A 21,680-nucleotide genomic window follows, 5' to 3' on the forward strand; every position below is an offset into this window, starting at 1 on the left:
TAAAAGTTAAGCGTTATAAAAACGCAGATTATACGATAATCGCTGCATTATGACATGAATCGTCGAGTTTGACGCAGCATAAAGTTTTTCAAGTCATCCAGATAAGTGAAAATGACGGGTACAACCACAAGAGTTAATAGGGTAGAGGTAATCACACCACCAATAACTGCATGAGCCATTGGTGCGCTTTGTTCACCGCCCTCGCCGAGACCTAAAGCTAATGGAACCATACCCATCACCATAGCGCTTGTTGTCATCAAAATTGGACGTAAACGGGTCTTACCAGCTTGCAAAATAGCGTCATAACGGCTGACACCCTGATCCATCGCTTTCTTAATAAAATCGATCAGCAAAATCGCATTTTTAGTGACAAGCCCCATCAGCATGATAATACCAATAATCGAAAACAGATTTAGCGTGCTTTGGAACAGGAATAAGGCAAGAAAAACACCAATCAATGACAAGGGTAAAGAGGCCATAATTGCTGCGGGATGAATAAAGCTATTGAACTGAGAACCTAGCACGATATAAATAAATACAATCGATAGGGTAATGGCTGTTAATGCGTATCCCGCAGATTCAGCCATATCGGCGTTTGCCCCTTGCGTATCGAATGTATAACCTGCAGGTAACTTAAATGCTTTTTGCATTTTGTCGATGTCTTGACCAATATCGCCACTAGGGCGACCTGAGGTATTTGCCTCAATAAGAACCTCACGTTCAAGATCACGTCGGTTAATTTGCGAAGCCCCAAGCTTTTCTTCGGTCGTTGCGACGGCACTCAATGGAACTAGTATATTTTGTCCAGCTGCATTGGTTTTATTAGAGTTGATATATAAATTTTGCACATCTTGCGGAAGCATACGTTTATTTTCATTTAAACGTAAATTCACATCATAAGTTTCACCATCACGGTCTTCCCAAGTGGTGACATTATCGCCCGCAATTAATGGTCGAATGGCATTCGCAATTTGGGAAACAGATAAGCCCAAATCACTTGCCAGCACGCGATTAATATGAACACCCAAAGTAGGTTTGGGTTCTTTCAATGAACTTTCTAAATCAACTACGCCTTTAATTTTTTCCATTTCAGCAATAAAGCGATCTGAAATTTTTTGTAGTTCATTTAGGTCAGATCCTTTAATCGAAATCATGATTGGTTTCTGACCGCCAGATACAGAGTCTTGTGCTGCGGCAACAGAAGTCACTCGAATACCCGCTACACTTTGCAAACGATCACGGAACTCATTGTTGAGTGTATTTAAATCTGAGCTACGTTCTTGTTTGGGCTTTAAGGTCACGCCTAAACCTGCATGATTTTTACCTGAGTCTACTTCACTGTTGACCACGCCATAAGTAGAAACCACATCAGGGAATTGTCTAATAATTTGATCGACCTGATGTAATTTTGCTTGGGTATATTCTAAAGAAGAATCTACAGGAGTTTCGAACTGAATGCGTACTTCACCCTTATCTGGTGTAGGTACAAATTCGGTCCCAATCAGTTTCGATAGTCCTAATGCAGCAAATAATGAAGCGATTGCAACAATAACCGTGATTAAACGGAAGCGTAGAGCAAGTTTTAATAGCTTTTCATAAACATGGGTAAGCCGATCTAGCACATTAGAAATATGGTTAAAAAACCGTTGTAGCCAATTATCTTTTTTCTCTACAGGATCTTTCCAGTGAGCTGAAAGCATTGGATCGAGCGTAAAACTAATAAACATTGAAATTAGAACAGCTGTACTGACTGTTACACCGAACTGATAAAAGAAACGTCCAATCAGACCACCCATAAACGCAACAGGTAGAAATACTGCCACAATGGTAAGTGTAGTTGCGAGTACGGCTAAACCAATTTCTTTTGTCCCTTCAAGAGCTGCAGTTACGTGGTCTTTGCCAAGTTCAGTATGTCTGACAATATTTTCCCGAACTACAATTGCATCATCAATAAGTAAACCAATACTGAGCGATAGTGCTAACAGCGTCATCATGTTAATGCTAAACCCGAAAGCCCAAATAAAAGTTAAGGTTCCGAGCAAAGTAATAGGTAAGGTTAAACCGGTAATAACTGTAGAGCGGAAAGAGCCTAGAAAGAGTAAAACAATAAGAATTGCTAAAGCAGCACCTTCAATAATGGTTCGAACAACATCTTTGATTGAAGCGCGAATACCTTTAGAGCTATCAGCTACGACTTTGTAATCTAAACCCGCAGGCATTTGATCTTTTAATTTCTCTAACGTTTGATAAGTCTGATCGACGACTTTAATTACATTGGCATCGGAACTTTTTAAGATATCGACTGAGACCGCAGTTCTTCCATTATAAAAGGCACTCGATTGTAGTTCGGCTTGTGTGTCCTCAACAGTTGCCACTTGCTTTAAAAAAATGGGTGAACCATTTTTATTGGCAATGACCAAATCACCAAATGCAAGGGGATGAATAACTTTTGATTGAATCTGTACAACCAGTTCAGAATTTTTTTGCTGTAAAGTCCCTGCAGGCACTTCAATATTTTCATTTTTTAGCGTGTTAATGACCTGATCAATACCAATGCCGTAGCTTTGCAATTGTGCAGGAATAACCTTTATTCGTATTTGCCGTTTAGCGTCGCCCAATAAATTCACATTACCTACACCCGAAACCGTTTTAAGCTGAGGTACGATTTTTTTATCTACATACGAACTTAATTGCGCCAAACTCATGCTGTTTGATTCAAATACGACTGACATGATTGGGCTAGAAGAGGGGTCATAGCGTTGCACAATCGGTGTATCAATTTCATCACGGAACTGCGCTGTGACGGGTGCAATTTTGTCACGAACATCCTGAGCAGCAATCGCCGAAGAAGTATCAAGATTAAACTCGGCAATCACCATTGAAAGGCCTTCACTTGAGCGTGAGGTAATCTGTTTAATTCCTGAAATTGTATTGATTTGATCTTCAAGTTTTTTTGTAATATCTGACTCAACCGCTTCAGGCGACGCACCCGCATATTGCGTAGTGACCACTACGAATGGGAAATCTATATTTGGAAACTCTTCGACAGTCATGCGTTTCCAAGAAGCCAACCCGAGTACCATTAAGCTGAGCATCATCATAATGGTAAAAACGGGGTATTTCACACTGATTCGAGTAAACCACATACGCTATTTGCTACCTTATTTATTTTTGTCGGTTGTAACCGTCACTTTTTTATTAATGTCGGAATCTTCAAATTGAATACGGCTGACCAGATCTGTGCTTTGTAAACCTTCGACTAAAGCAATATTGTCGTTATAACGCTGTTCAACCACCCGAATTTTAACTTTTTGAATAGTGTGATTGCGTATCACCCATACAAATGGATCATGTTGTATATTTTGAATGCTGTCTAAAGGAATAGTTTGGCCTTGATGAGTGTCATTGCGCAAAATGTTTCCATTAATGAAGGCTCCAATACTTAACGAGTCAATTTTTTCTTTAGGAGCAGCAAAAAACTCAATTTGTCGACTGTCTTGATCGGCAACAGGTGAAATGCGAGTTAGCGTTGCATTTAATTGTTTAGAATTGCCCTGAATTTGATATTGAATGTTACTACCGATCTTAAGCGCAGATTGCTGTTCAATTGGCAACTTGGCTTGTATTTCAAGTTGATCAGGATTTACGATTTCAAATAGTGTTTGTCCAACTGAAACTGTTTGACCGGGTTCAACTTGGCGTTTAGTAATCACACCTGAAATTGGACTAGTAATAATTCCGTCTTGATCCGCTTTTTTAGCAATATCAACATTGGCTTGTTGTGCTTTTACACTTTCAAGCTGACCTTTATAGTCAACCTGACTCTGTTCAAACTCGACACGAGCAATAAAACCTTGATTAAATAATCTTTGTTTTCGGTTCATCAAATTACGAGCAAGTTCAGCTTGTGATTGAGCCGATGCAAGGTTGGCGCGTGCTTGCGCTAATCGTGCAACATTGTCCTGATTATTCAATCTCACCAGAACTTGATCTTTTTGTACCTGTTGGCCGACATTTGCAGTGACATTCGTCGCTGTTGCGCTTACTTGCGCCTGAATGGAACTTTGCTGAACCGCACGAATAGTTCCTGTAAATGCAGTTTGAGAATCAAGAGCTCCTTCTTTAACTGCAATAAGATCTTGAGGAATAAGCTCAATTTTTACAGGAGCTGAGGCTGAGGTTTGAGTTGTTTCTTGCTGATTACATGCAGCTAAAATTAAACATAAACTAATAATACTCAGTTTAAAAAAAGTAGAAGGGGTGAGATGCATCGTGTGCATACAGCATCATCCTATAATTCAAATTTTATTTTGCCCCTATTCTTGATAAACCTTTGCAGTTATTCAAGCTTTTTTAAACGATCGATAATATTTTCATACTCATTGTTGGTTCGGTTATAGGTCTTGGAAAGTGTTTCAAGTGTTTGTTTAACCCGATTAATATTATTTAGATTGTTTTCAATCAAAGCCTTATGACGCTCAGGAATCGGTTCTCCTTTTCTGAAATACTCCATTTCCTGACGCTTAAATAAAATTTTGTCTTGTTGTAATTGATTAAGTTGTTCCTGCTGATAATTAATTTGCTTTTTTATAGACACTAATGCCTGATCTCTTTTAATCGAAGCTGTCTTACTATCGCTATAAGCTTTTTTTAATTTGATATCTTGTTCTTTATGTCGCGCCAATAATGCCCGTTGATTCGATTGATTTAAATCAGCTTCAGCATTATAAGAGTGGTTTCTTTTTATTACTTGCATATTACGATCTAGAGCTTCATAACCATAACGAATATGAGCAGGTGTGACCGATGTACTAATATTGGCAATACCATGTTGGTCATAATAACGATACCAAACCGCTTTAGGTGTGTCGGCAATAGCAACACTAGAGGGTAAGAAAAAGAGTGATCCGAAGGAAATAATGCCTATAGATACAGACAAACAGTTCCTGTAAAAGGCATATTTCATCCTGTCATTCATTGAAAATCCCCAAAAAGATAGCTAAGTCGCTTATTTTTAAATATTTAATCTTCATTATATTAATTATTATTTAGCTGAATAAAAATATAGTCATTATAAAAAAAATGATAATTTTAATTAAAGTGTGATGAGGTTAAAAGTTATTGTTTATAAATGAGAAAGTAGACAAAAATGCCTCATTGAAAATAGAACGTGAGATATGTTAAAAATGCGTATAAATGTGTAAAAACAAATTTAAGTTAAATTGCATTTATATTTTATTTTTATGGGGATGGAAGATTAAATGGAAGATGCATTCCAAAATCTGAAAGTAATGGTGATTGATGACTCAAAAACCATTCGCCGTACAGCAGAAACCTTATTACAGCGCGAAGGCTGTGAAGTCATTACTGCTGTGGATGGATTTGAAGCTTTGTCCAAAATTGCAGAAGCAAATCCGGATATTGTTTTTGTCGATATCATGATGCCTCGTTTAGATGGTTATCAAACTTGTGCTTTGATAAAAAACTCTCAAAATTATCAGAACATTCCCGTTATCATGCTCTCTAGTAAAGATGGTTTATTTGATCAGGCAAAAGGGCGTGTGGTAGGTTCAGATGAATACTTGACGAAACCTTTTAGCAAAGATGAATTGTTAAACGCGATTCGTAATCATGTAAGTTCATAAACAATAATTTGAGGGCAAAAAAATGGCACGTATTCTCATTGTAGATGATTCACCAACAGAAACTTTTCGTTTTAAAGAAATCCTAACCAAACATGGTTATGACGTGCTTGAAGCATCAAATGGTGCAGATGGTGTAACTCTTGCAAAGGCAGAGCAACCAGATCTTGTATTGATGGATGTGGTAATGCCGGGTGTAAATGGTTTTCAGGCAACACGTCAGATTACTCGTGATGAAGACACTAAGCATATCCCTGTTGTTATTGTGAGTACTAAAGATCAGGCAACTGACCGTGTATGGGGCAAGCGTCAAGGTGCAATCGATTATTTGATTAAGCCAATCGAAGAAAATCAATTGATTGATGTAATTAAACAATTTCTAAATTAACTCATCCATCCATAAAAACATAAATAACGGGCATTTTGTACCCGTTTTATAGGATCGAGTATGGCAGCGAATGGATTTATCGAGTTACTTCGTTTGTCTAAACGGGGTAATAAGAATTACGCTTCAGTTCAAAATGAAGCACAGCGATGGTCAGGAATTGCTTTTGAAATGAGAGGGCAATACTTCGTCGCACCACTTGGGGAAGTGTCAGAAGTAATCTATCCACCAAAATATACACCTGTTCCAAATACCCAAAGTTGGGTAAAGGGATTGGCAAATATTCGAGGAAGATTACTTTCAGTGTCTGATTTGGCGCATTTTATTTTAGGGCAACGAAGTTCATTTTCGTCAACTCAAAAAGTATTATGTATTAGCCATCGCGACCAGTATGTGGGGTTGGTCGTGGATCAGGTTTTGGGGATTCAGCACTTTAATAAAAAAAGCTTTTTTTCTCAAAGCTTAGACTTAGAGGAAAATCTAAAAGAATATTGCCAAGGTTATTTTCATCAACATAACCAGCATTGGCATGTCTTTTTATTTAGTCGTTTATTGCAAAACCCACATTACATGAATGCATCGACAAAATTTATAAACTAATTTTTACGCTGTGAAAACAGAGTATTTTTCTGGGGAAAAGCTATGGGCTTTAAGCTTAAAAAGAAAGGCAGTAGTCGGGTTGCGTCCGAAAAATCGGGTGTCAATTTTATTGCAACAATCCAGTCAAGAATTGAGCAGTTTGCCAGTTTATTTGGGGAAAGTGAAAAGTCCAAGCCAATCCTATATGCAGCACTTTTATGTTTTGTTCTTGCATTAGTTTCTCTAGCCTATCTGTTCTATAACGTTCCACGTCATAACCAGTTAATTCGAAGTCTCGGTGAGTTACGTTTGTTATCTCAAACGATTTCTAAGCAAGCAACTGAAGCAACTGAGTCTGGTTCTCAAGAGGCAATCACCAAGCTTCAGCAGTCTCAAAAAGACTTTAATGAAAACTTACTTGAGATTGAAAATATTCACGGTAAGTCGACTGATGAATATCAAAAAGTTCAAGTTATGTGGACTGAACTTTCAAAAAACATCGATTTGATTTCAGCACATCAAAAAGTCCTTAACCAGCTATATGACACTAATATCTCTATTAGCGAAACCGTTCCTGAGATTCAGGCAGAATATAACTTGATGGTTGACCAAATGGCGCGTCAAGGTTTGCCAAGTAGTCAGGTAATTATTGCTAAAAACCAGGTGTTTATTGCCGAACGTATTTTACGTTCTATTAACTCGGTATTAAGTGGTACCGATGGTAATGTATCGACTAGCGATTTTGGTGTAGACATTGATACGTTTGGTACGTATTTAAATGCTGAACTTAATGGTAATGCTGAATTGGGTGTTGATCGTATTGCAGATCCGGCATTACGTGAATCATTAGAAAGTATTAAATCTGAATATGACAAAGTCTTAAAATCTGCTGCTGCCACGGTATTAAAAAATGGTAACCAGATCGTCAATGTTCGTCAGGCATCTTCTCAGATCTTCTCTAAATCAGATGTGATGTTAGATAACTTGGGACATTTATCTGATGTAGCAAGAAAGAACTGGCTTACTTTATTGTTAGGCGCGGTGCTAATCAGTTCTTTAGCAGGCTTAATCTTCTCTGTATTTAAATTGATCACATTACGTAGTGTGATGGATAAACAACGTGTTACTCGATTACAAGACGAATATGACCGTAACCAAAACGCGATTTTACGTTTACTTGATGAAATTGCCGATCTTGCAGATGGTGACTTACGTTCATATGCAACTGTATCTGAGGATTTTACGGGAGCGATTGCCGACTCGATTAACTTTGCGATTGACCAACTACGTGACCTTGTATCCCGTATTCATGAAACCTCTCAAGAGGTTGCTCGCTATACGCAAGATACGCAGAGTATTACGAACCAATTAGCAGAGGCATCTGAGCATCAGGCTCAAGAAATTGCTGGTGCATCAACAGCAATGAATGAAATGGCGCAATCGATTGACCAAGTATCTTCAAATGCATCTGAGTCTGCTGAGGTAGCAGAGCGTTCGGTACAAATTGCCTCTAATGGTGCGCAAGTGGTAAACCGTTCAATTGAAGGTATGGACACAATCCGTGAACAGATTCAAGAAACGTCTAAACGTATTAAGCGATTGGGTGAGTCGTCACAAGAAATTGGTAACATCGTATCGCTCATTAACGATATTGCCGACCAAACTAACATTCTTGCATTAAACGCAGCAATTCAAGCATCTATGGCTGGGGAAGCAGGTCGTGGTTTCGCCGTAGTTGCTGACGAAGTACAGCGTCTTGCAGAGCGTTCTGCATCGGCAACTAAACAGATCGAAACTCTGGTTAAAACAATTCAGACCGATACAAATGAAGCTGTTATTTCGATGGAACAAACCACCACTGAAGTTGTGCGTGGTGCAAACTTGGCAAAAGACGCGGGTATTGCCTTGGATGAAATTCAAAAAGTATCGGGTGACTTGGCAAACTTAATTGCCAGCATTTCTGATGCAGCAAAACTTCAATCTGCATCTGCCAGCCACATTGCGACCACCATGACAGTCGTACAAGAAATTACTTCACAAACGACAACTGCAACCTTTGATACAGCACGCTCTGTTTCTGAACTAGCAAACATGGCAGAGTCATTACGTGAATCGGTAACGGACTTTAAATTACCTGATTAAATTGGGGATGAGAATAGCTGTTTCAGTACCGCTATTCTTCTAAAAAGTATTAACAACACCAGATAAATATTGGGGAAACAGCTATTTTTCTGGTGTTGACTCTGTCGTTTTTCTCCATTTTGGAGACAAGCAAAAGAAGCCTTTGCTATGAAAGAAATATTAAAAACTTTAACTGAAGCAATGATGCTACCGGAAGATAGCTACTCTCAACAAGACGATGAATTTCTTGAAATATTTGTCGAAGAAATTGAAGAAGTTTTTGTTGAATTACAATCTTTGATTCACGAATGGATGCAATCTGAAAATGTTGCTACGCTTACTGAAATCCGCCGTCATTTTCATACATTGAAAGGTTCAGGGCGAATGATTGGGGCCAAATCTTCTGCTGAGCTTGCTTGGACTGTAGAAGATACGCTTAATCGGGTAATCAATCAGAGTCTCGGATTAACTCCTAACATCCAACAATATGTTCAGTTGGTATTTAAGTTCTATTTCTTTAAGTTAGTAGATGACTTCAAATCTAAAAAAAATCATACCCTAGACTTTAGGCCCCTAATTTTATTGGGACAACAATTACAGCAACAGCAAAGTATAGAACCCGCGTTAGACGAACTTTTATTATTATCAGATATTCTTACTGCTGAAACTCAAACTGGTTTAGAAACATATGACTTAGAACCAGAATCTACAGAAGTTTTAACTATTTTGACTCCAGAAGTTGCTATAGAAACTGAACAGACTCTTGCTGAAACCTTAATTTTATTTATGGAAGAAGCAGAAGAGCACTTAGCGACAATTGATCAGTTTTTGGAAAAAGAAATACATCAGCATGAAAGTTATAATGCTCTAATACGTGCGTTACATACATTACGTGGCAGCTCTGCCATGGCTCATGTAGAACCAATCTTTGAAGCCAGTACCAAAGTTGAGCATTTATTTAAAATACTATTACAAGAAGAGCTTTCTTCTCATTCAGAAGAAGTTTCATTACTCCGTGATTATCGTCAGTTTATTCGAAATAGTTTAGATCTATTGGCTGCACATTGCTCTACTGAGCAATTGGAATCTGATCTACAAAAATTTAATCAGGTTTGGGATGCTTACATGGAGCAGCATGGTGAGCATTCGAGCCCACTCATGCCTCCACATGGTTTAGTGTCTCAGCTATTACAGCTAGATGTTGCTGAATTACTTGATGCGGAATTAGACTTTGAGAAGGGAATACGTACAGAGTTTCCTCATTATCTTGAACGTTTAAGTGAACAAGCAGATGTTTTGCTGCAACATACTCAATCGCAGGCAATGATTGGTTTATATGAATATACTAACCAGTTGAAAGAAAGCTACGACATATTGCTTGATCGACCTGACTTATTGCAATCAGATTATGTTTTTGAAATTTATCAAAAAGCGCACCAACAATTAATTCAGTTATTTGATGCATTAGCCGCAGGACAAAGAGTAAGTATTATTGAGCAACACCAAAATGTCTTGGACGAGCTAAAACTATATACTCAATATATTCCAAATCTTAATTCCGAATCATTAGAAACTCATCAAGACGTTGTTGAATCATTGTTTAATGCTGAAGTTGAACTAACAGCGAATGATCCTCTGATAGAAAATGTATTCACTGATCAGGTCACCATAGGGCAGAGTGTACAACTAGATCGACAATTCATTTCATCTGAGCATGTAAACCGTCATTTTGATCCAGACCTTTTAGATATTTTTCTTGAAGAAGCCGATGAGTTGCTTGAGGGAATGGATACAGATCTTAATCTTTGGGTTAATGATCAAGAAAACTTTGCCGCTCTCAATAATCTGATGCGTTATTTGCATACCTTAAAAGGTGGGGCAAATATGATTCAGGCAACTTATATTGGTTTAATTGCACATGAGTTAGAAAGTATTTATGAGCGTTTAATTCAAAAACAGTTGATAGTGTCGTCTGCTCTCATTGATTTTATTCGACTAGTTCAAGATGACTTGGCTGACCGTCTTCAAATAGTGCGTGAACAGCACCTAGATTATGCTGCTTCTCATACTATTCAAGCACTTAAAAATGCAGGTCAGGTATTTGATTCTCATATTAAAGAGAGCAAAACAGAACCTGAAACGTATGTTATACCTGAGTTAAATTTTGAAGTATTACAACAAGAAGCGATAAATAATACGGAGTTAAACCTCAGTGAGTTAACTTCTGGTTCTGAGCAGATTACTGAGTCCAGTAATCAACTTGTTGAGCAAACCGAATTACAAGTTCTTTATGCTGATCACGATTATACAGAGAGTATCCCAGATCAAGATATTAATACTGTTGTCGAGCAGACATTCATGGAGGAAGCGGCCGAACTATTAGAAATGGCCGATCACTTATTAAAACAATGGTTCGAGCAACGTACTAACCGTAGTATCTTGCTTCAACTACAAAGGGCAGTGCACAGCTTGAAAGGCGGTTCCCGTATGTTGGGACTTGAAACCGTGCAAGCGATTGCTTATCAACTTGAGAATGCTTTTGAACAATTTGCGCTTCATCATTTCAGCTCAAATATTTATGACAACTTATTAGAGAGTGCAATTGTCTGGTTAAAAGAGGCAATTTTTAAACAAAATTATCAACACTTCGATGGTTTACAACAAAGTCTGGAAAATATCCAGTTCATTGAAACAGCAATTCAAATTCCTAGTAAGTTAACTAGAACTGATCTATTCAGCACGGAACCTGTAATGAGTTTTGTGCAAGGTGACGGTACAGAACCACCGCCAATGATGGGTGAGTGGGAACAAGCACAACGCCTTGATCAAAATAATGAGATGATTCGAGTCTCGGCAGATTTAATTGAAAAAATGATTGATCTGTCTGGTGAAAATTCGATTAACCGTTCGCGAATTGAAATGGATTTAAGCCAATTTGGTCATACCTTAGCGGAAATGGAATTGGCTATTCAGCGACTTGCAGATCAGTTGCGTCGAATGGAAGGCGAATTAGAAACCCAAATTATTGCAAAACACGGTATTGAGAACTCGCGTTATACGGAATTTGATCCTTTAGAGATGGACCAATATTCTTCATTAAATCAGTTATCAAAGTCTCTTGCCGAGTCTGCATCGGATTTAGTAGATTTTAAAAATACATTATCTGAAAAGATCAGAGACACTGAAGGTTTATTGGTACAGCAATCGCGTATTCAGGCTGAAATTCAAGAAGGCCTTATGCGAACACGCTTAGTACCATTCTCTCGATTGTTGCCTCGTCTCCAAAGAATTGTGAGGCAGACTTCTACCGCGTTAAATCGACCAGCAGAGCTTTTCGTTAATAATACAGAAGGCGAGCTGGACCGGACAATGCTAGAACGTTTGGTTACGCCACTTGAGCACATGCTTAGAAATGCAATTGACCATGGATTAGAAGACCGTGCGCAACGTGAGCAAGCGCAGAAACCAGAAACGGGACGTATTGAACTCAATATTCATCGTCAAGGTACAGATGTTGTAGTTACATTTAAAGACGATGGACAAGGTATTGATATCGAAAAGGTTCGTCAAAAGGCGTTAATGTCTGGTTTGATTAATCCAGAGCAAGTATTAGAACATCAAGATATTTTACAGCTGATTTTCCATCCTGGTTTAAGTACAGCCGATCAAGTGACTCAGATCTCAGGTCGTGGCGTAGGGCTGGATGTCGTGCAAAGTGATATTAAGGCCTTAGGTGGCCATGTGAGTGTCGACTCTGTATATGGGCAGGGAACTGTCTTTACTATACGTGTTCCAACGACAGTAGCTGTTAGTGATGCTTTAATGGTTAAAGTTGCTGATCAGCAATTTGCAATTCCATTGGCTCAGATTGATCGAATTGTACGAGTTTCACCAGCATCATTAGAACAATATTTCGGAAGTGCACAAGAGTTCTTTGAATTTGAAAATAAGCGCTATCCATTACGTTATTTATCTGAGTTTGTTGGTAATCAACCAATTCCGCGCTTAAGTGGAATGATGTATTCATTACCAGTATTAATGATTAAGGCAAATAATGGACAAACCGTCGCATTATTAGTTGACCAACTGATTGGCTCACGCGCACAGATTGTAGTTAAGCCAATAGGACAACAATTCTCTAGCATTGGTGCGATTGCAGGAGCAACTATTTTAGGTGATGGCCAAGTTTGTCTAATTTTAGATGGACAAAATATTGCTCGCCAAATTCAATCTACTCGCCGACATAAATCGCTTAATGAAACTATCTATAGACAACGCGAGTCTGACGAGCGACGTCTTATCATGATTGTAGATGACTCGGTAACTGTACGTAAGGTGACGTCTCGCTTACTTGAACGTCAGGGCTATGATGTAGTCACAGCTAAAGATGGGGTTGATGCCATTGAGCAATTGGAAAATATTAAACCAGATCTCATGTTACTTGATATTGAAATGCCACGAATGGATGGCTTTGAGGTACTTAACCTCGTTCGACATCATGATCTACATCAAGATCTGCCAGTGATTATGATTACATCACGAACTGGTGAAAAACACCGTGAACGAGCATTTACTTTAGGTGTTAACCAATACATGGGTAAACCTTTCCAAGAAGAAGACTTACTTCACAATATTGATGCGTTATTCATGACATCTGAAGGGGGACTTGCCTAATGAAAAGTAATATAAGTACATCCTTAATTAATGAAATGGACCAGCAAGAGCTTCAGCATTTAATTACTGTCTCAACTGGTTTTATTGATGCATATATTATCGAGTGCCATCAGCAAGTGCCAATGCTATTACCACAAAATATAGTGTTATCTGCTATGGATGTTAAAAATGGTATCAAGTATATTGAATGGCATGATGTAAAGCTCCCTGTTTATTCGGTGCACGACGAAATAGATTCTCGAGCAGTAGCGTTAGTCATTGAAAGTGAAGACATTAGTCAACGTTTTGCACTTGTGTGTAAATCGATGCCAGTTTCAGTTCGTCTGCGTATTTCTGAAGTCGTAGATGAAAATGAAGATATACAAGAGTCTTTGAAGCACCCAACTGTATTTAAATATGTTCGTATGGACAATCAACGCTACCATGTTCCTAATTTGCAATATATTCAAAATTCACTTCATCTATAAAATATCTAAAAAAGGAACTCATTTTGAGTTCCTTTTTTTATCAAAAATAGATGAAATTCTTTTATAGAATATAAATTTATTTGTTTAAAAAATCATTGAAGTGCTTGCTTTATTTATATCGTAAATTTATATTTTATATGTATTCCAAATGCTAAAATATGAGAAATTACCAATATATACTTTTAATAAAGCCTCATACTAAATTTTAAAAGGAGATAAATTGAAATTATAGTTAAAGGATGAGCCTAATTTTATTATATTAATCATAGCGAAATAACCTAGAATAAAATCTTCTATAGCAGAAAATAAATGTCAATTCATAAAGCGCTACATATTTTAAAAACAGATGATCATGATGAATTTGCTTTATGGGAAATTTCTAAAAGAAATAATTCTCTAATAAAAAAAGAAGCAATTTTCTTATCTCATGGTGCATTTTCGGATAAAACTGTTTGTATAGGCATTGCAGATTATTTGGCAAATCATGGTTATATTTGTTTTATTTTAGAGTGGCGAGGGCATGGTACTAGCCCAAAAACAGATATACCATTTAATTTTGAAACTGTTGCATTATATGAATATAAAACTGCATTTCATTACATTCACCATCATTTTAATATAACCTCCTTGCACTGTGTAACACACAGTGGTGGAGGGCTATGCTTAACCATGTTCTTAATTAATTATCCTGAATATTTAAAAAATATTCAAAGTATTACTTTTGTTGCTTGCCAAGCATTTGGAGCAGTAAATAATTCCTTTGATTTTATTAAATTGTTTTCTGCAAAATTAGTTGTAAAAGGTCTAGGTCAGATTCCTGCTAATAAATTTAAGTTGGGGCGAATAAATGAAACCTATTACACGATGCGTCCATGGTTTAATTGGAACTTAAAGGAAAATTTTATAAGTGAATTTAAAGATATAGATTATAAAAAATTTATGAGCTCTATTAGAGTTCCAATATATTCTATTTGCGGGACTGGCGATAAATTTATTGCCCCTGCTAAAGGATGCTATAAATATTTGCAAGCTTTTGAAAATGAAAATAATATATTTCGAGAATTTGGCTACTCCAATAGTAACTTAGAAAATTATTCTCATAGTCGAATTGTACTTAGCCAAAATGCTGCTAAAGAAGTCTGGCCAACTATATTGCAATGGATAGATAAGAATTCAAAAGCAGCTTTTTAAGCCATTTATATTAAAACTAATTTTCTAGTTTATTGAATATAAATAATCTTTAAAATTTTAAAAGAATGTATTGATACTTTAAATATAAAAAACGCCCCCAAATGGGCGCTTTTTCAATTCATGGGATCTTAACTTTTACTTAGCTAACAAATTTTCCAAAATTTGTTCATAAATATCAGTTAGTGGATCAAGGTCTTGTACATCAACATGTTCGTTAATCTGATGAATTGTTGCGTTCAGAACACCTAACTCTAATACCTGTGCGCCTGTTGGAGCAATAAAACGGCCATCAGAAGTACCGCCACTCGTTGAAAGCTCAGTTTCAGTACCCGTTACGTTCAAAATAGCAGTTTGCGCTGCATTAACGAGTTCACCCACAGGTGTTAGGAATGGTAAACCAGAAAGATTCCAAACGATTTCGTACTGTAAACCGTGTTTATCTAAAATCTCATGCACACGTTGTTTAAGTTGTTCTGCTGTTACTTCTGTTGAATAACGGAAGTTAAAAGTAACTTCTAGTGCGCCAGGAATGACATTCGTTGCGCCAGTGCCAGCATGAATATTTGAAATCTGAAATGATGTTGCTGGGAAATATTCATTTCCATTATCCCAAACAGTTTGGCACAGTTCTGCTAAAGCTGGTGATGCTTCATGAATTGGGTTACGCGCCAAGTGTGGATAAGCCACATGACCTTGCTTACCTTGAACTTTTAATACGGCATTAAGTGAACCACGACGACCATTTTTAACAATGTCACCCAATTTATGAGTACTTGAAGGTTCACCTACCAAACACCATGTCATCTTTTCGTTACGTTTTTCAAGAGTCTCAATCACTTTAACCGTACCGTTAATAGCAGGGCCTTCTTCATCAGAAGTAATTAGAAAAGCAATTGAACCTTTATGATCAGGATGTTTTGCGACAAAACGCTCAGATGCAACGACCATGGCTGCAAGAGCAGTTTTCATATCTGCCGAACCACGACCATATAATTTTCCATCGCGAATTTCAGGTACAAACGGATCTGAATTCCATGCTTCTAACTTACCTGTCGGAACTACGTCAGTATGACCGGCAAAACAAAATACAGGTTCTTCAGTTCCGCGACGCGCCCAAAGATTGTCAACTTCACCAAAACGCATTGGTTCAATATGAAAACCAATTTTGGCTAAACGGTCTGCCATGATGGTTTGGCATGTATGATCAATAGGAGTAACAGAAGGTTGTTGTAACAGTTCTAAGCTAAGCGAGAGAGTGTCTGAATGATTCATACCGAAAATTGCGTGCTGATCAGGTGAAATATAGTCCGATATAATAGGCGAATCTCTAGGGGATGGGTACGTAAAAATTAAAAAACCTTATCGGAATGATAAGGTTTTTGAAGTAACAACTCTAACTTACATTTTATCTTGTGTTTTTTCAGCAGTATTTGTTACAGCATCACCTGCTTTAGAAACATCTTGCCCAAAACCTTTAAACGTATTACACCCTGTTAAAATAACAGCAACCATTACAGACGCAGCTAAAACTTTTTTCATCATTTTCTCCGTTTAAATTTAATAATGAAGTAAATTTAGATTAAAAAACAAACGGAAAAAGAAACATGACTGTTTAATAGTAAAAACGTTATAAAATGTTTCTAGAAGCTTAAAACTTATTGTTAATTAGCTTAATTTTTGCAGGTGAGGCTTAATGTTTAAGTACGAAGGATGTCTAAACATATAAAACAAAACCTCTTCACTATTTTTACAATATAAACCGTCTGTCCACCAATGTGCCCGATTTGAAGTCTGCTCTTTATTTGGACACAACCATTCATGTCTTTCCAATCGATAAAAAGAAGAATGGGGAATGGTAGTCCCCCAATATCCCAAACGACGCTTTAAATTTATCCAGTCTGGTAGCGACTTTTGAGAATTTAACTGAAGTGGCAGGGAGAGGTGTCCTTTTTAAACTGCAAAACGTTGTTGAATCTTAAAATTTAATGCTTCAGAAAATTGAAATTGCTTATTCGTAAAATGATAAAGTTTCTTGCTTAAAGTATCTTGACGGTTTAATCCAATCCATTGTTCTAAATGTAAGTCTGCCTCGCCCAAATAATATTTTAACGCGACCTCCCAATGTTCAATTTGTTGAGTTTCTTTATTTAAAATTAAAAAATCTAGCTCACCTAAAGTTTTTGCTCCATCAATTTTTTGAATACTATGACCTAACAGTTGGTAAGGATGATAATTATCCTCTTGTAGCCAGAACCAAAGTAAATTCTCAAAGCGTAAACCTAAACGTGTACTTTTAAGTTGAGATAAAAACTGGATTAAAGGCTCTGGTGACTGATCTAGCTCTTTTAACCGTGGTAAATAATTTTGGAAATGCTCTTCCCATACTTCGGTTGGGTGCAGCTTAAAGTCGTGTTGTATAGAAAAACTTTTTGGTAATTGGCAAAGTAAATTTGGACTAGCAATACAAAAAGCCAGCTGTCGCACTATAGGATGTTGAAATTGAAGCCATGGTTCGAAATAGGAAGTTTTCACTGAGGCAATATTCATATATTTAATACTCGAAGTAATTCATCCTAATTTCATAAGGGATCAACAAACAATATTAGAAAAACACTTTATACTAACGCTAACAGCAGGTTAAGGTTTATATATGCGAACATTGTTCTGGCGCTCTTTGGTCGTGATTTTTATCACGCTAGGCATTATTGGAGCAATTTTACCAGGTATGCCCACAACAGTGTTTTTGATTCTGGCTGCATGGGCAGCTTCAAAGGGATGGCCACAAATGGATGATTGGTTGTTAAACCATCCCAAATATGGCCCAACATTACGTGATTGGCGAGCCAATGGTACAGTACCACGTAAAGCCAAATGGATTGCAAGCATAATGATGGCAATCAGTGGCCTTATAATGCTATTTACTTCAGCACCGCTTTGGGTCAAGGTTTTTACTGATACTACCCTGTTCATCGTTGCAGTTTGGTTATGGCTACGCCCTGAGCCAAAATTAAAAGATTGATAATCTTTTAATTTTGGCGCAAGACAAGTTCTTCATATAAATTTTTACTTAAACTCAAAGTATTTGAGTTGATATAAGAGAATAAGTTCAATGTCTCAATTTAAGCTCGAAGAAGCAGATGTCCTCATCGATTTAGCAAATCAAACATTAACTTTGCCTAAACATAATAAGTTTTATGTCATTTCTACCGGAAAGAACGGAATCGGTGAGCAAGAGAATACTGGTAGGACTCCACGTGGATGGCATAGGGTTGCAAAAAAAATTGGTGCACAATCTCCTCAAAATGCGGTTTTTATTGCACGTAAGCCAACAGGGGAGGTCTATAGTAGTGAACTAGCAGCACAATTCCCTGAAAGAGATTGGATATTGTCACGTATTCTTTGGTTAGATGGCTTAGAAGAAGGCTTTAATAAAGGCGAAGGACATGACACCATGCAGCGTTATATCTATATTCATGGCACACCTGATAAAGAACCGATGGGTGTTCCCATGTCACATGGATGTATTCGAATGCGTAATGAGGAAATTATTGAGTTGTTTGATTTAGTCGCTGAAGATGCATTGGTTTATTTGTCTGAGCAATCTTTAACCTAAAATAAGATTTTAAAAATTCTTATTTAATTAGCTGAATGATCAAAATATTAAAATAAGTGCTTAAATAAAATACAAAAAATTGTTTTTTACTTAATAATGACTTATTTTTAATCATTCATTCGCATTTTTTTGAAAAGTTGTCGAAAAGCGTTTGACACCTGTTAAAGATTCTCTATAATGCACCTCACAAACGATGAAGACGTTAAGGGCGCTTAGCTCAGTTGGTAGAGCGTCTGCCTTACAAGCAGAATGTCGGCGGTTCGATCCCGTCAGCGCCCACCAAGCCTTTACGTTAAGCTCTCAAGTGCAGCGGTAGTTCAGTTGGTTAGAATACCGGCCTGTCACGCCGGGGGTCGCGGGTTCGAGCCCCGTCCGCTGCGCCACTTAAGACTTAACATCGTTTACCCCACAATTGCGATATTGTGAAAGTGCAGCGGTAGTTCAGTTGGTTAGAATACCGGCCTGTCACGCCGGGGGTCGCGGGTTCGAGCCCCGTCCGCTGCGCCACTTAAGACTTAACATCGTTTACCCCACAATTGCGATATTGTGAAAGTGCAGCGGTAGTTCAGTTGGTTAGAATACCGGCCTGTCACGCCGGGGGTCGCGGGTTCGAGCCCCGTCCGCTGCGCCACTTTTCAGTTCGGGTTGTGTTTGGAAGAAGATTTGAGATGTAAAAGTTTTAAATCAAAAAATTAATAATTTATTAGTTTTTTCTTCTTGGGGCGCTTAGCTCAGTTGGTAGAGCGTCTGCCTTACAAGCAGAATGTCGGCGGTTCGATCCCGTCAGCGCCCACCATATATGTGACCATACTTTATTTTAAAGTATTGTAGTGCAGCGGTAGTTCAGTTGGTTAGAATACCGGCCTGTCACGCCGGGGGTCGCGGGTTCGAGCCCCGTCCGCTGCGCCATTCTCTTGATTCCCTTGTCTAGAGAATGTAGAGTTAAATCAAAAAATTAATAATTTATTAGTTTTTTCTTCTTGGGGCGCTTAGCTCAGTTGGTAGAGCGTCTGCCTTACAAGCAGAATGTCGGCGGTTCGATCCCGTCAGCGCCCACCATAATTTCTATCAGAAATTTAAATTCCCTGAATTCATATTCATCTATAAATATCTTATACTTACATGTAAATTTATTTACTATGTGACTCAGTGTAGATACAACGTTTCTATTCTAAAATTAAAGTCCTTATATCTTTAAGTTATTCTTTTTATTGATCGCTAGTTTTTATTTTTTTAGCATTAGTGTTTTTTTCTCTTGCTGTTGATGGGCTTCCTCCTCCTTATTAAATTTCTTTATTAGTGGCTAAAGATAAGAATCTAACTTGCAATTTATGATCTTCAGCTTAGATCAACTTTGTATTTGTACCGATCACTAATATTTTCACAAATAAAAAAACTGCTATTTTTTAAATAGCAGTTTTTTTATTAAATTATTTTTAATATTCGTTTAAAAGCCATCCACTTGCATATGCGAAATATTCACGTAACCATGCATTGTAGCGAGTAGCTAATGGTGTCTCGGCCGCTACCCCATAAACTTGGATATAGCCCTGTTTTTTTGCAATTGCTATTGCTCGAGGAATATGAAAATCACTTGTCACAATAGCAATTGGCTGGTCTAAGGTAATGTGGTGCTGTTCTAATAAGGGTTTACTATTTTTTAAGTTAAGCTCTGTGCTGGTGCTTTTATCTTCAAGGATCATTTGATCTCTTGCGATATGATACTTTTGTTCAAGATAACGAGACATAACCAATGCTTCGCTTTCTTTTTCTGAAAAATCAAGACCACCTGTTAGAACAATCTGTGCTTGCTGCTGTTTTAGGGCTAGAGGGGCGGCCGTATCTAAACGTTTTGCAAGAATTGTGGATGGCTGACCATTCTCAACACCGCTTCCTAAGACAATAATTGCTTTTACTGGAGGAATATTATTTGAAGTATCTTTATTTTCTTTAATAAAGCTAAAAAAATAGCCTAAGCCAATTAACCATATCCAGAAGCATAACCATCCAAAACGCCAAAGTGTGTGTAAGCGATAGTGATAGAAGAAAAAGCGTTCTAAATGATAATAAAATAAGGAATATAGGCAGAGGAAAGCACCTAAAATTAAAGGAATAACGGTGCCTACATTAATTTTATTGAGACAAATTAGAACTAATCCATCTAGAAATAAAATCGAACCAATGATTGCTAGGAAAATACGGATCCACTTACTGACTTGCATTGTGCTTAGAGTTGCAATTTAAATTGCAGACAGTGTATGCAAAATCATTCTGAATGCAATAAAAAACCGAGTAAAGCATTTAAGCTATTACTCGGTTTTAGTTTTTATTGATCTTTAATAAACATCACGGCGGTAACGGCCTTGTTGTCTTAAATCATCTACCTGTTCTTCACCTAGAATTTCGATAAGTGCTTGATCGACTCCACTTGCCATACCATCAATACTACCGCATACATACAGAACAGCACCCCGTTCTACCCAGCTTACTAATTCTGCTGCATTCTGACGGATTACATCTTGAACATACATGCGTTGTTCTTGATCTCTCGAAAATGCTAAATCGAGGCGTTTTAACATTCCTGTGGTTTTCCATGCCTCAATAGTTGATTCATAGAAGAAATCACATGCTCTTTGACGTTCACCAAAGATTAACCAGTTTTCAGTGTAATCATGACGCGTACGGGTGTGTAATAGGCTCATTAAGCCAGCAATGCCAGTTCCGTTACCAATACAAATAATAGGGCGATTATCATCAATAAGATGGAATGATTCATTGGTACGAATACGTAAAGCAATTTCATTATTAACTTGCATATGTTGAGTGAGCCAACCCGAACCTAAACCTAAATTACCAGACGCATCATATTGTTGACGAACCACCAAACGTAGGACTTGCTGAGAAGGAATACTCGCAATCGAATACTCTCGCGTTGGTAGAGTAGGGAGCTGCTCTAATAAATGATCCAGATTAGCAAATGGTTCAATTTCACCAGTTAAATCTTTATT

General features: G+C 37.5%; 15 protein-coding genes, 7 tRNA genes and 2 pseudogenes. 16 read left to right on the forward strand and 8 right to left on the reverse strand.

Annotated elements, in window-relative coordinates; genetic code table 11:
• Positions 1 to 47 precede the first annotated feature (47 nt).
• From J655_RS16630 to J655_RS16640, 3 genes are all read right to left on the reverse strand, one after another.
• Positions 48 to 3,146 carry an efflux RND transporter permease subunit gene (locus J655_RS16630; RefSeq protein ID WP_032005995.1) on the reverse strand — a complete coding sequence of 1,033 codons (3,099 nt, stop codon included), beginning with the start codon at positions 3,144 to 3,146 and terminating at the stop codon, positions 48 to 50.
• 15 nt (positions 3,147 to 3,161) lie between these two features.
• Positions 3,162 to 4,271 carry an efflux RND transporter periplasmic adaptor subunit gene (locus J655_RS16635; protein WP_080973437.1) on the reverse strand — a complete coding sequence of 370 codons (1,110 nt, stop codon included), beginning with the start codon at positions 4,269 to 4,271 and terminating at the stop codon, positions 3,162 to 3,164.
• A 68-nt stretch (positions 4,272 to 4,339) separates the two neighbouring features.
• Positions 4,340 to 4,978, reverse strand: a complete 639-nt coding sequence (locus J655_RS16640) for a hypothetical protein (RefSeq protein ID WP_032052668.1) — start codon at positions 4,976 to 4,978, stop codon at positions 4,340 to 4,342.
• A gap of 283 nt (positions 4,979 to 5,261) precedes the next feature.
• Here J655_RS16640 and pilG point away from each other — a divergent pair, with 283 nt between their 5' ends.
• From pilG to J655_RS16675, 7 genes are all read left to right on the forward strand, one after another.
• Entirely contained in the window at positions 5,262 to 5,645 is a 384-nt protein-coding gene (pilG, locus tag J655_RS16645; RefSeq protein ID WP_000389061.1) for a twitching motility response regulator PilG, read from the forward strand.
• A gap of 22 nt (positions 5,646 to 5,667) precedes the next feature.
• A complete protein-coding gene (locus J655_RS16650) occupies positions 5,668 to 6,030 on the forward strand; it encodes a response regulator (protein WP_002116220.1) in 363 nt (120 codons plus the stop codon).
• Between the two features lie 60 nt (positions 6,031 to 6,090).
• Positions 6,091 to 6,627, forward strand: coding sequence for a chemotaxis protein CheW (locus tag J655_RS16655; RefSeq protein ID WP_002116439.1), 537 nt, complete (start codon positions 6,091 to 6,093; stop codon positions 6,625 to 6,627).
• Between the two features lie 42 nt (positions 6,628 to 6,669).
• Positions 6,670 to 8,748: a methyl-accepting chemotaxis protein gene (locus J655_RS16660; RefSeq protein ID WP_032052669.1), complete on the forward strand. Its 2,079-nt coding sequence runs from the start codon at positions 6,670 to 6,672 to the stop codon at positions 8,746 to 8,748.
• A gap of 147 nt (positions 8,749 to 8,895) precedes the next feature.
• A complete protein-coding gene (locus J655_RS16665) occupies positions 8,896 to 13,401 on the forward strand; it encodes a hybrid sensor histidine kinase/response regulator (protein WP_032005989.1) in 4,506 nt (1,501 codons plus the stop codon).
• Positions 13,401 to 13,868, forward strand: coding sequence for a hypothetical protein (locus J655_RS16670; protein WP_032005987.1), 468 nt, complete (start codon positions 13,401 to 13,403; stop codon positions 13,866 to 13,868). The genes J655_RS16665 and J655_RS16670 overlap by 1 nt, the downstream gene beginning before the upstream one ends.
• Before the next feature lie 309 nt (positions 13,869 to 14,177).
• Complete coding sequence (locus tag J655_RS16675; protein ID WP_032052670.1) at positions 14,178 to 15,059, forward strand: alpha/beta fold hydrolase; 882 nt, start codon at positions 14,178 to 14,180, stop codon at positions 15,057 to 15,059.
• A 135-nt stretch (positions 15,060 to 15,194) separates the two neighbouring features.
• Here J655_RS16675 and dapE read toward each other — a convergent pair whose 3' ends face one another.
• The 3 genes and pseudogenes from dapE to J655_RS0104590 all read right to left on the reverse strand — a co-directional run bounded on the left by dapE (position 15,195) and on the right by J655_RS0104590 (position 17,606).
• On the reverse strand, positions 15,195 to 16,331 hold the full coding sequence (gene dapE / locus J655_RS16680; RefSeq protein ID WP_005072799.1) for a succinyl-diaminopimelate desuccinylase: 1,137 nt from the start codon (positions 16,329 to 16,331) through the stop codon (positions 15,195 to 15,197).
• Between the two features lie 126 nt (positions 16,332 to 16,457).
• Complete coding sequence (locus J655_RS16685) at positions 16,458 to 16,601, reverse strand: entericidin A/B family lipoprotein (protein ID WP_014207555.1); 144 nt, start codon at positions 16,599 to 16,601, stop codon at positions 16,458 to 16,460.
• Between the two features lie 123 nt (positions 16,602 to 16,724).
• Positions 16,725 to 17,606: pseudogene (locus tag J655_RS0104590) on the reverse strand (DUF1853 family protein).
• Between the two features lie 103 nt (positions 17,607 to 17,709).
• Between J655_RS0104590 and J655_RS16690 the strand changes: the two are divergent.
• From J655_RS16690 to J655_RS16730, 9 genes are all read left to right on the forward strand, one after another.
• On the forward strand, positions 17,710 to 18,078 hold the full coding sequence (locus J655_RS16690) for a YbaN family protein (RefSeq protein WP_032005984.1): 369 nt from the start codon (positions 17,710 to 17,712) through the stop codon (positions 18,076 to 18,078).
• A gap of 90 nt (positions 18,079 to 18,168) precedes the next feature.
• The gene (gene elsL / locus J655_RS16695) at positions 18,169 to 18,672 is read left to right on the forward strand and encodes a cell wall-recycling L,D-carboxypeptidase ElsL (protein ID WP_032005430.1); all 504 of its coding nucleotides are present in this window, start codon (positions 18,169 to 18,171) and stop codon (positions 18,670 to 18,672) included.
• 206 nt (positions 18,673 to 18,878) lie between these two features.
• Positions 18,879 to 18,954: transfer RNA gene (locus J655_RS16700), tRNA-Val, on the forward strand.
• Positions 18,955 to 18,978: 24 nt separating this feature from the next.
• Positions 18,979 to 19,055 (forward strand) — tRNA-Asp (locus tag J655_RS16705).
• Between the two features lie 47 nt (positions 19,056 to 19,102).
• Positions 19,103 to 19,179 (forward strand) — tRNA-Asp (locus tag J655_RS16710).
• A 47-nt stretch (positions 19,180 to 19,226) separates the two neighbouring features.
• Positions 19,227 to 19,303 (forward strand) — tRNA-Asp (locus J655_RS16715).
• 89 nt (positions 19,304 to 19,392) lie between these two features.
• Positions 19,393 to 19,468: transfer RNA gene (locus J655_RS16720), tRNA-Val, on the forward strand.
• A gap of 36 nt (positions 19,469 to 19,504) precedes the next feature.
• Positions 19,505 to 19,581: transfer RNA gene (locus J655_RS16725), tRNA-Asp, on the forward strand.
• A gap of 74 nt (positions 19,582 to 19,655) precedes the next feature.
• A tRNA-Val gene (locus tag J655_RS16730) sits at positions 19,656 to 19,731 on the forward strand.
• 377 nt (positions 19,732 to 20,108) lie between these two features.
• Here the strand turns inward: J655_RS16730 and J655_RS16735 are convergent.
• The gene (locus tag J655_RS16735) at positions 20,109 to 20,894 is read right to left on the reverse strand and encodes a YdcF family protein (RefSeq protein ID WP_005072805.1); all 786 of its coding nucleotides are present in this window, start codon (positions 20,892 to 20,894) and stop codon (positions 20,109 to 20,111) included.
• 114 nt (positions 20,895 to 21,008) lie between these two features.
• A pseudogene (locus J655_RS16740) lies at positions 21,009 to 21,680 on the reverse strand (hypothetical protein); the annotation flags it as partial.

This window comes from Acinetobacter sp. 1294243 (assembly GCF_000588015.1).
Lineage (GTDB): Bacteria > Pseudomonadota > Gammaproteobacteria > Pseudomonadales > Moraxellaceae > Acinetobacter > Acinetobacter pittii.

Bases quoted from the DNA above. Each gene is read 5' to 3' on its own strand.
- elsL (WP_032005430.1), top strand. From the start codon at position 18,169: ATGTCTCAATTTAAGCTCGAAGAAGCAGATGTCCTCATCGATTTAGCA.
- J655_RS16675 (WP_032052670.1), top strand. From the start codon at position 14,178: ATGTCAATTCATAAAGCGCTACATATTTTAAAAACAGATGATCATGAT.
- J655_RS16735 (WP_005072805.1), bottom strand. From the start codon at position 20,894: ATGCAAGTCAGTAAGTGGATCCGTATTTTCCTAGCAATCATTGGTTCG.
- J655_RS16650 (WP_002116220.1), top strand. From the start codon at position 5,668: ATGGCACGTATTCTCATTGTAGATGATTCACCAACAGAAACTTTTCGT.
- J655_RS16655 (WP_002116439.1), top strand. From the start codon at position 6,091: ATGGCAGCGAATGGATTTATCGAGTTACTTCGTTTGTCTAAACGGGGT.
- pilG (WP_000389061.1), top strand. From the start codon at position 5,262: ATGGAAGATGCATTCCAAAATCTGAAAGTAATGGTGATTGATGACTCA.
- J655_RS16640 (WP_032052668.1), bottom strand. From the start codon at position 4,978: ATGAATGACAGGATGAAATATGCCTTTTACAGGAACTGTTTGTCTGTA.
- J655_RS16685 (WP_014207555.1), bottom strand. From the start codon at position 16,601: ATGATGAAAAAAGTTTTAGCTGCGTCTGTAATGGTTGCTGTTATTTTA.
- J655_RS16690 (WP_032005984.1), top strand. From the start codon at position 17,710: ATGCGAACATTGTTCTGGCGCTCTTTGGTCGTGATTTTTATCACGCTA.
- dapE (WP_005072799.1), bottom strand. From the start codon at position 16,331: ATGAATCATTCAGACACTCTCTCGCTTAGCTTAGAACTGTTACAACAA.
- J655_RS16630 (WP_032005995.1), bottom strand. From the start codon at position 3,146: ATGTGGTTTACTCGAATCAGTGTGAAATACCCCGTTTTTACCATTATG.
- J655_RS16635 (WP_080973437.1), bottom strand. From the start codon at position 4,271: ATGCATCTCACCCCTTCTACTTTTTTTAAACTGAGTATTATTAGTTTA.
- J655_RS16665 (WP_032005989.1), top strand. From the start codon at position 8,896: ATGAAAGAAATATTAAAAACTTTAACTGAAGCAATGATGCTACCGGAA.
- J655_RS16660 (WP_032052669.1), top strand. From the start codon at position 6,670: ATGGGCTTTAAGCTTAAAAAGAAAGGCAGTAGTCGGGTTGCGTCCGAA.
- J655_RS16670 (WP_032005987.1), top strand. From the start codon at position 13,401: ATGAAAAGTAATATAAGTACATCCTTAATTAATGAAATGGACCAGCAA.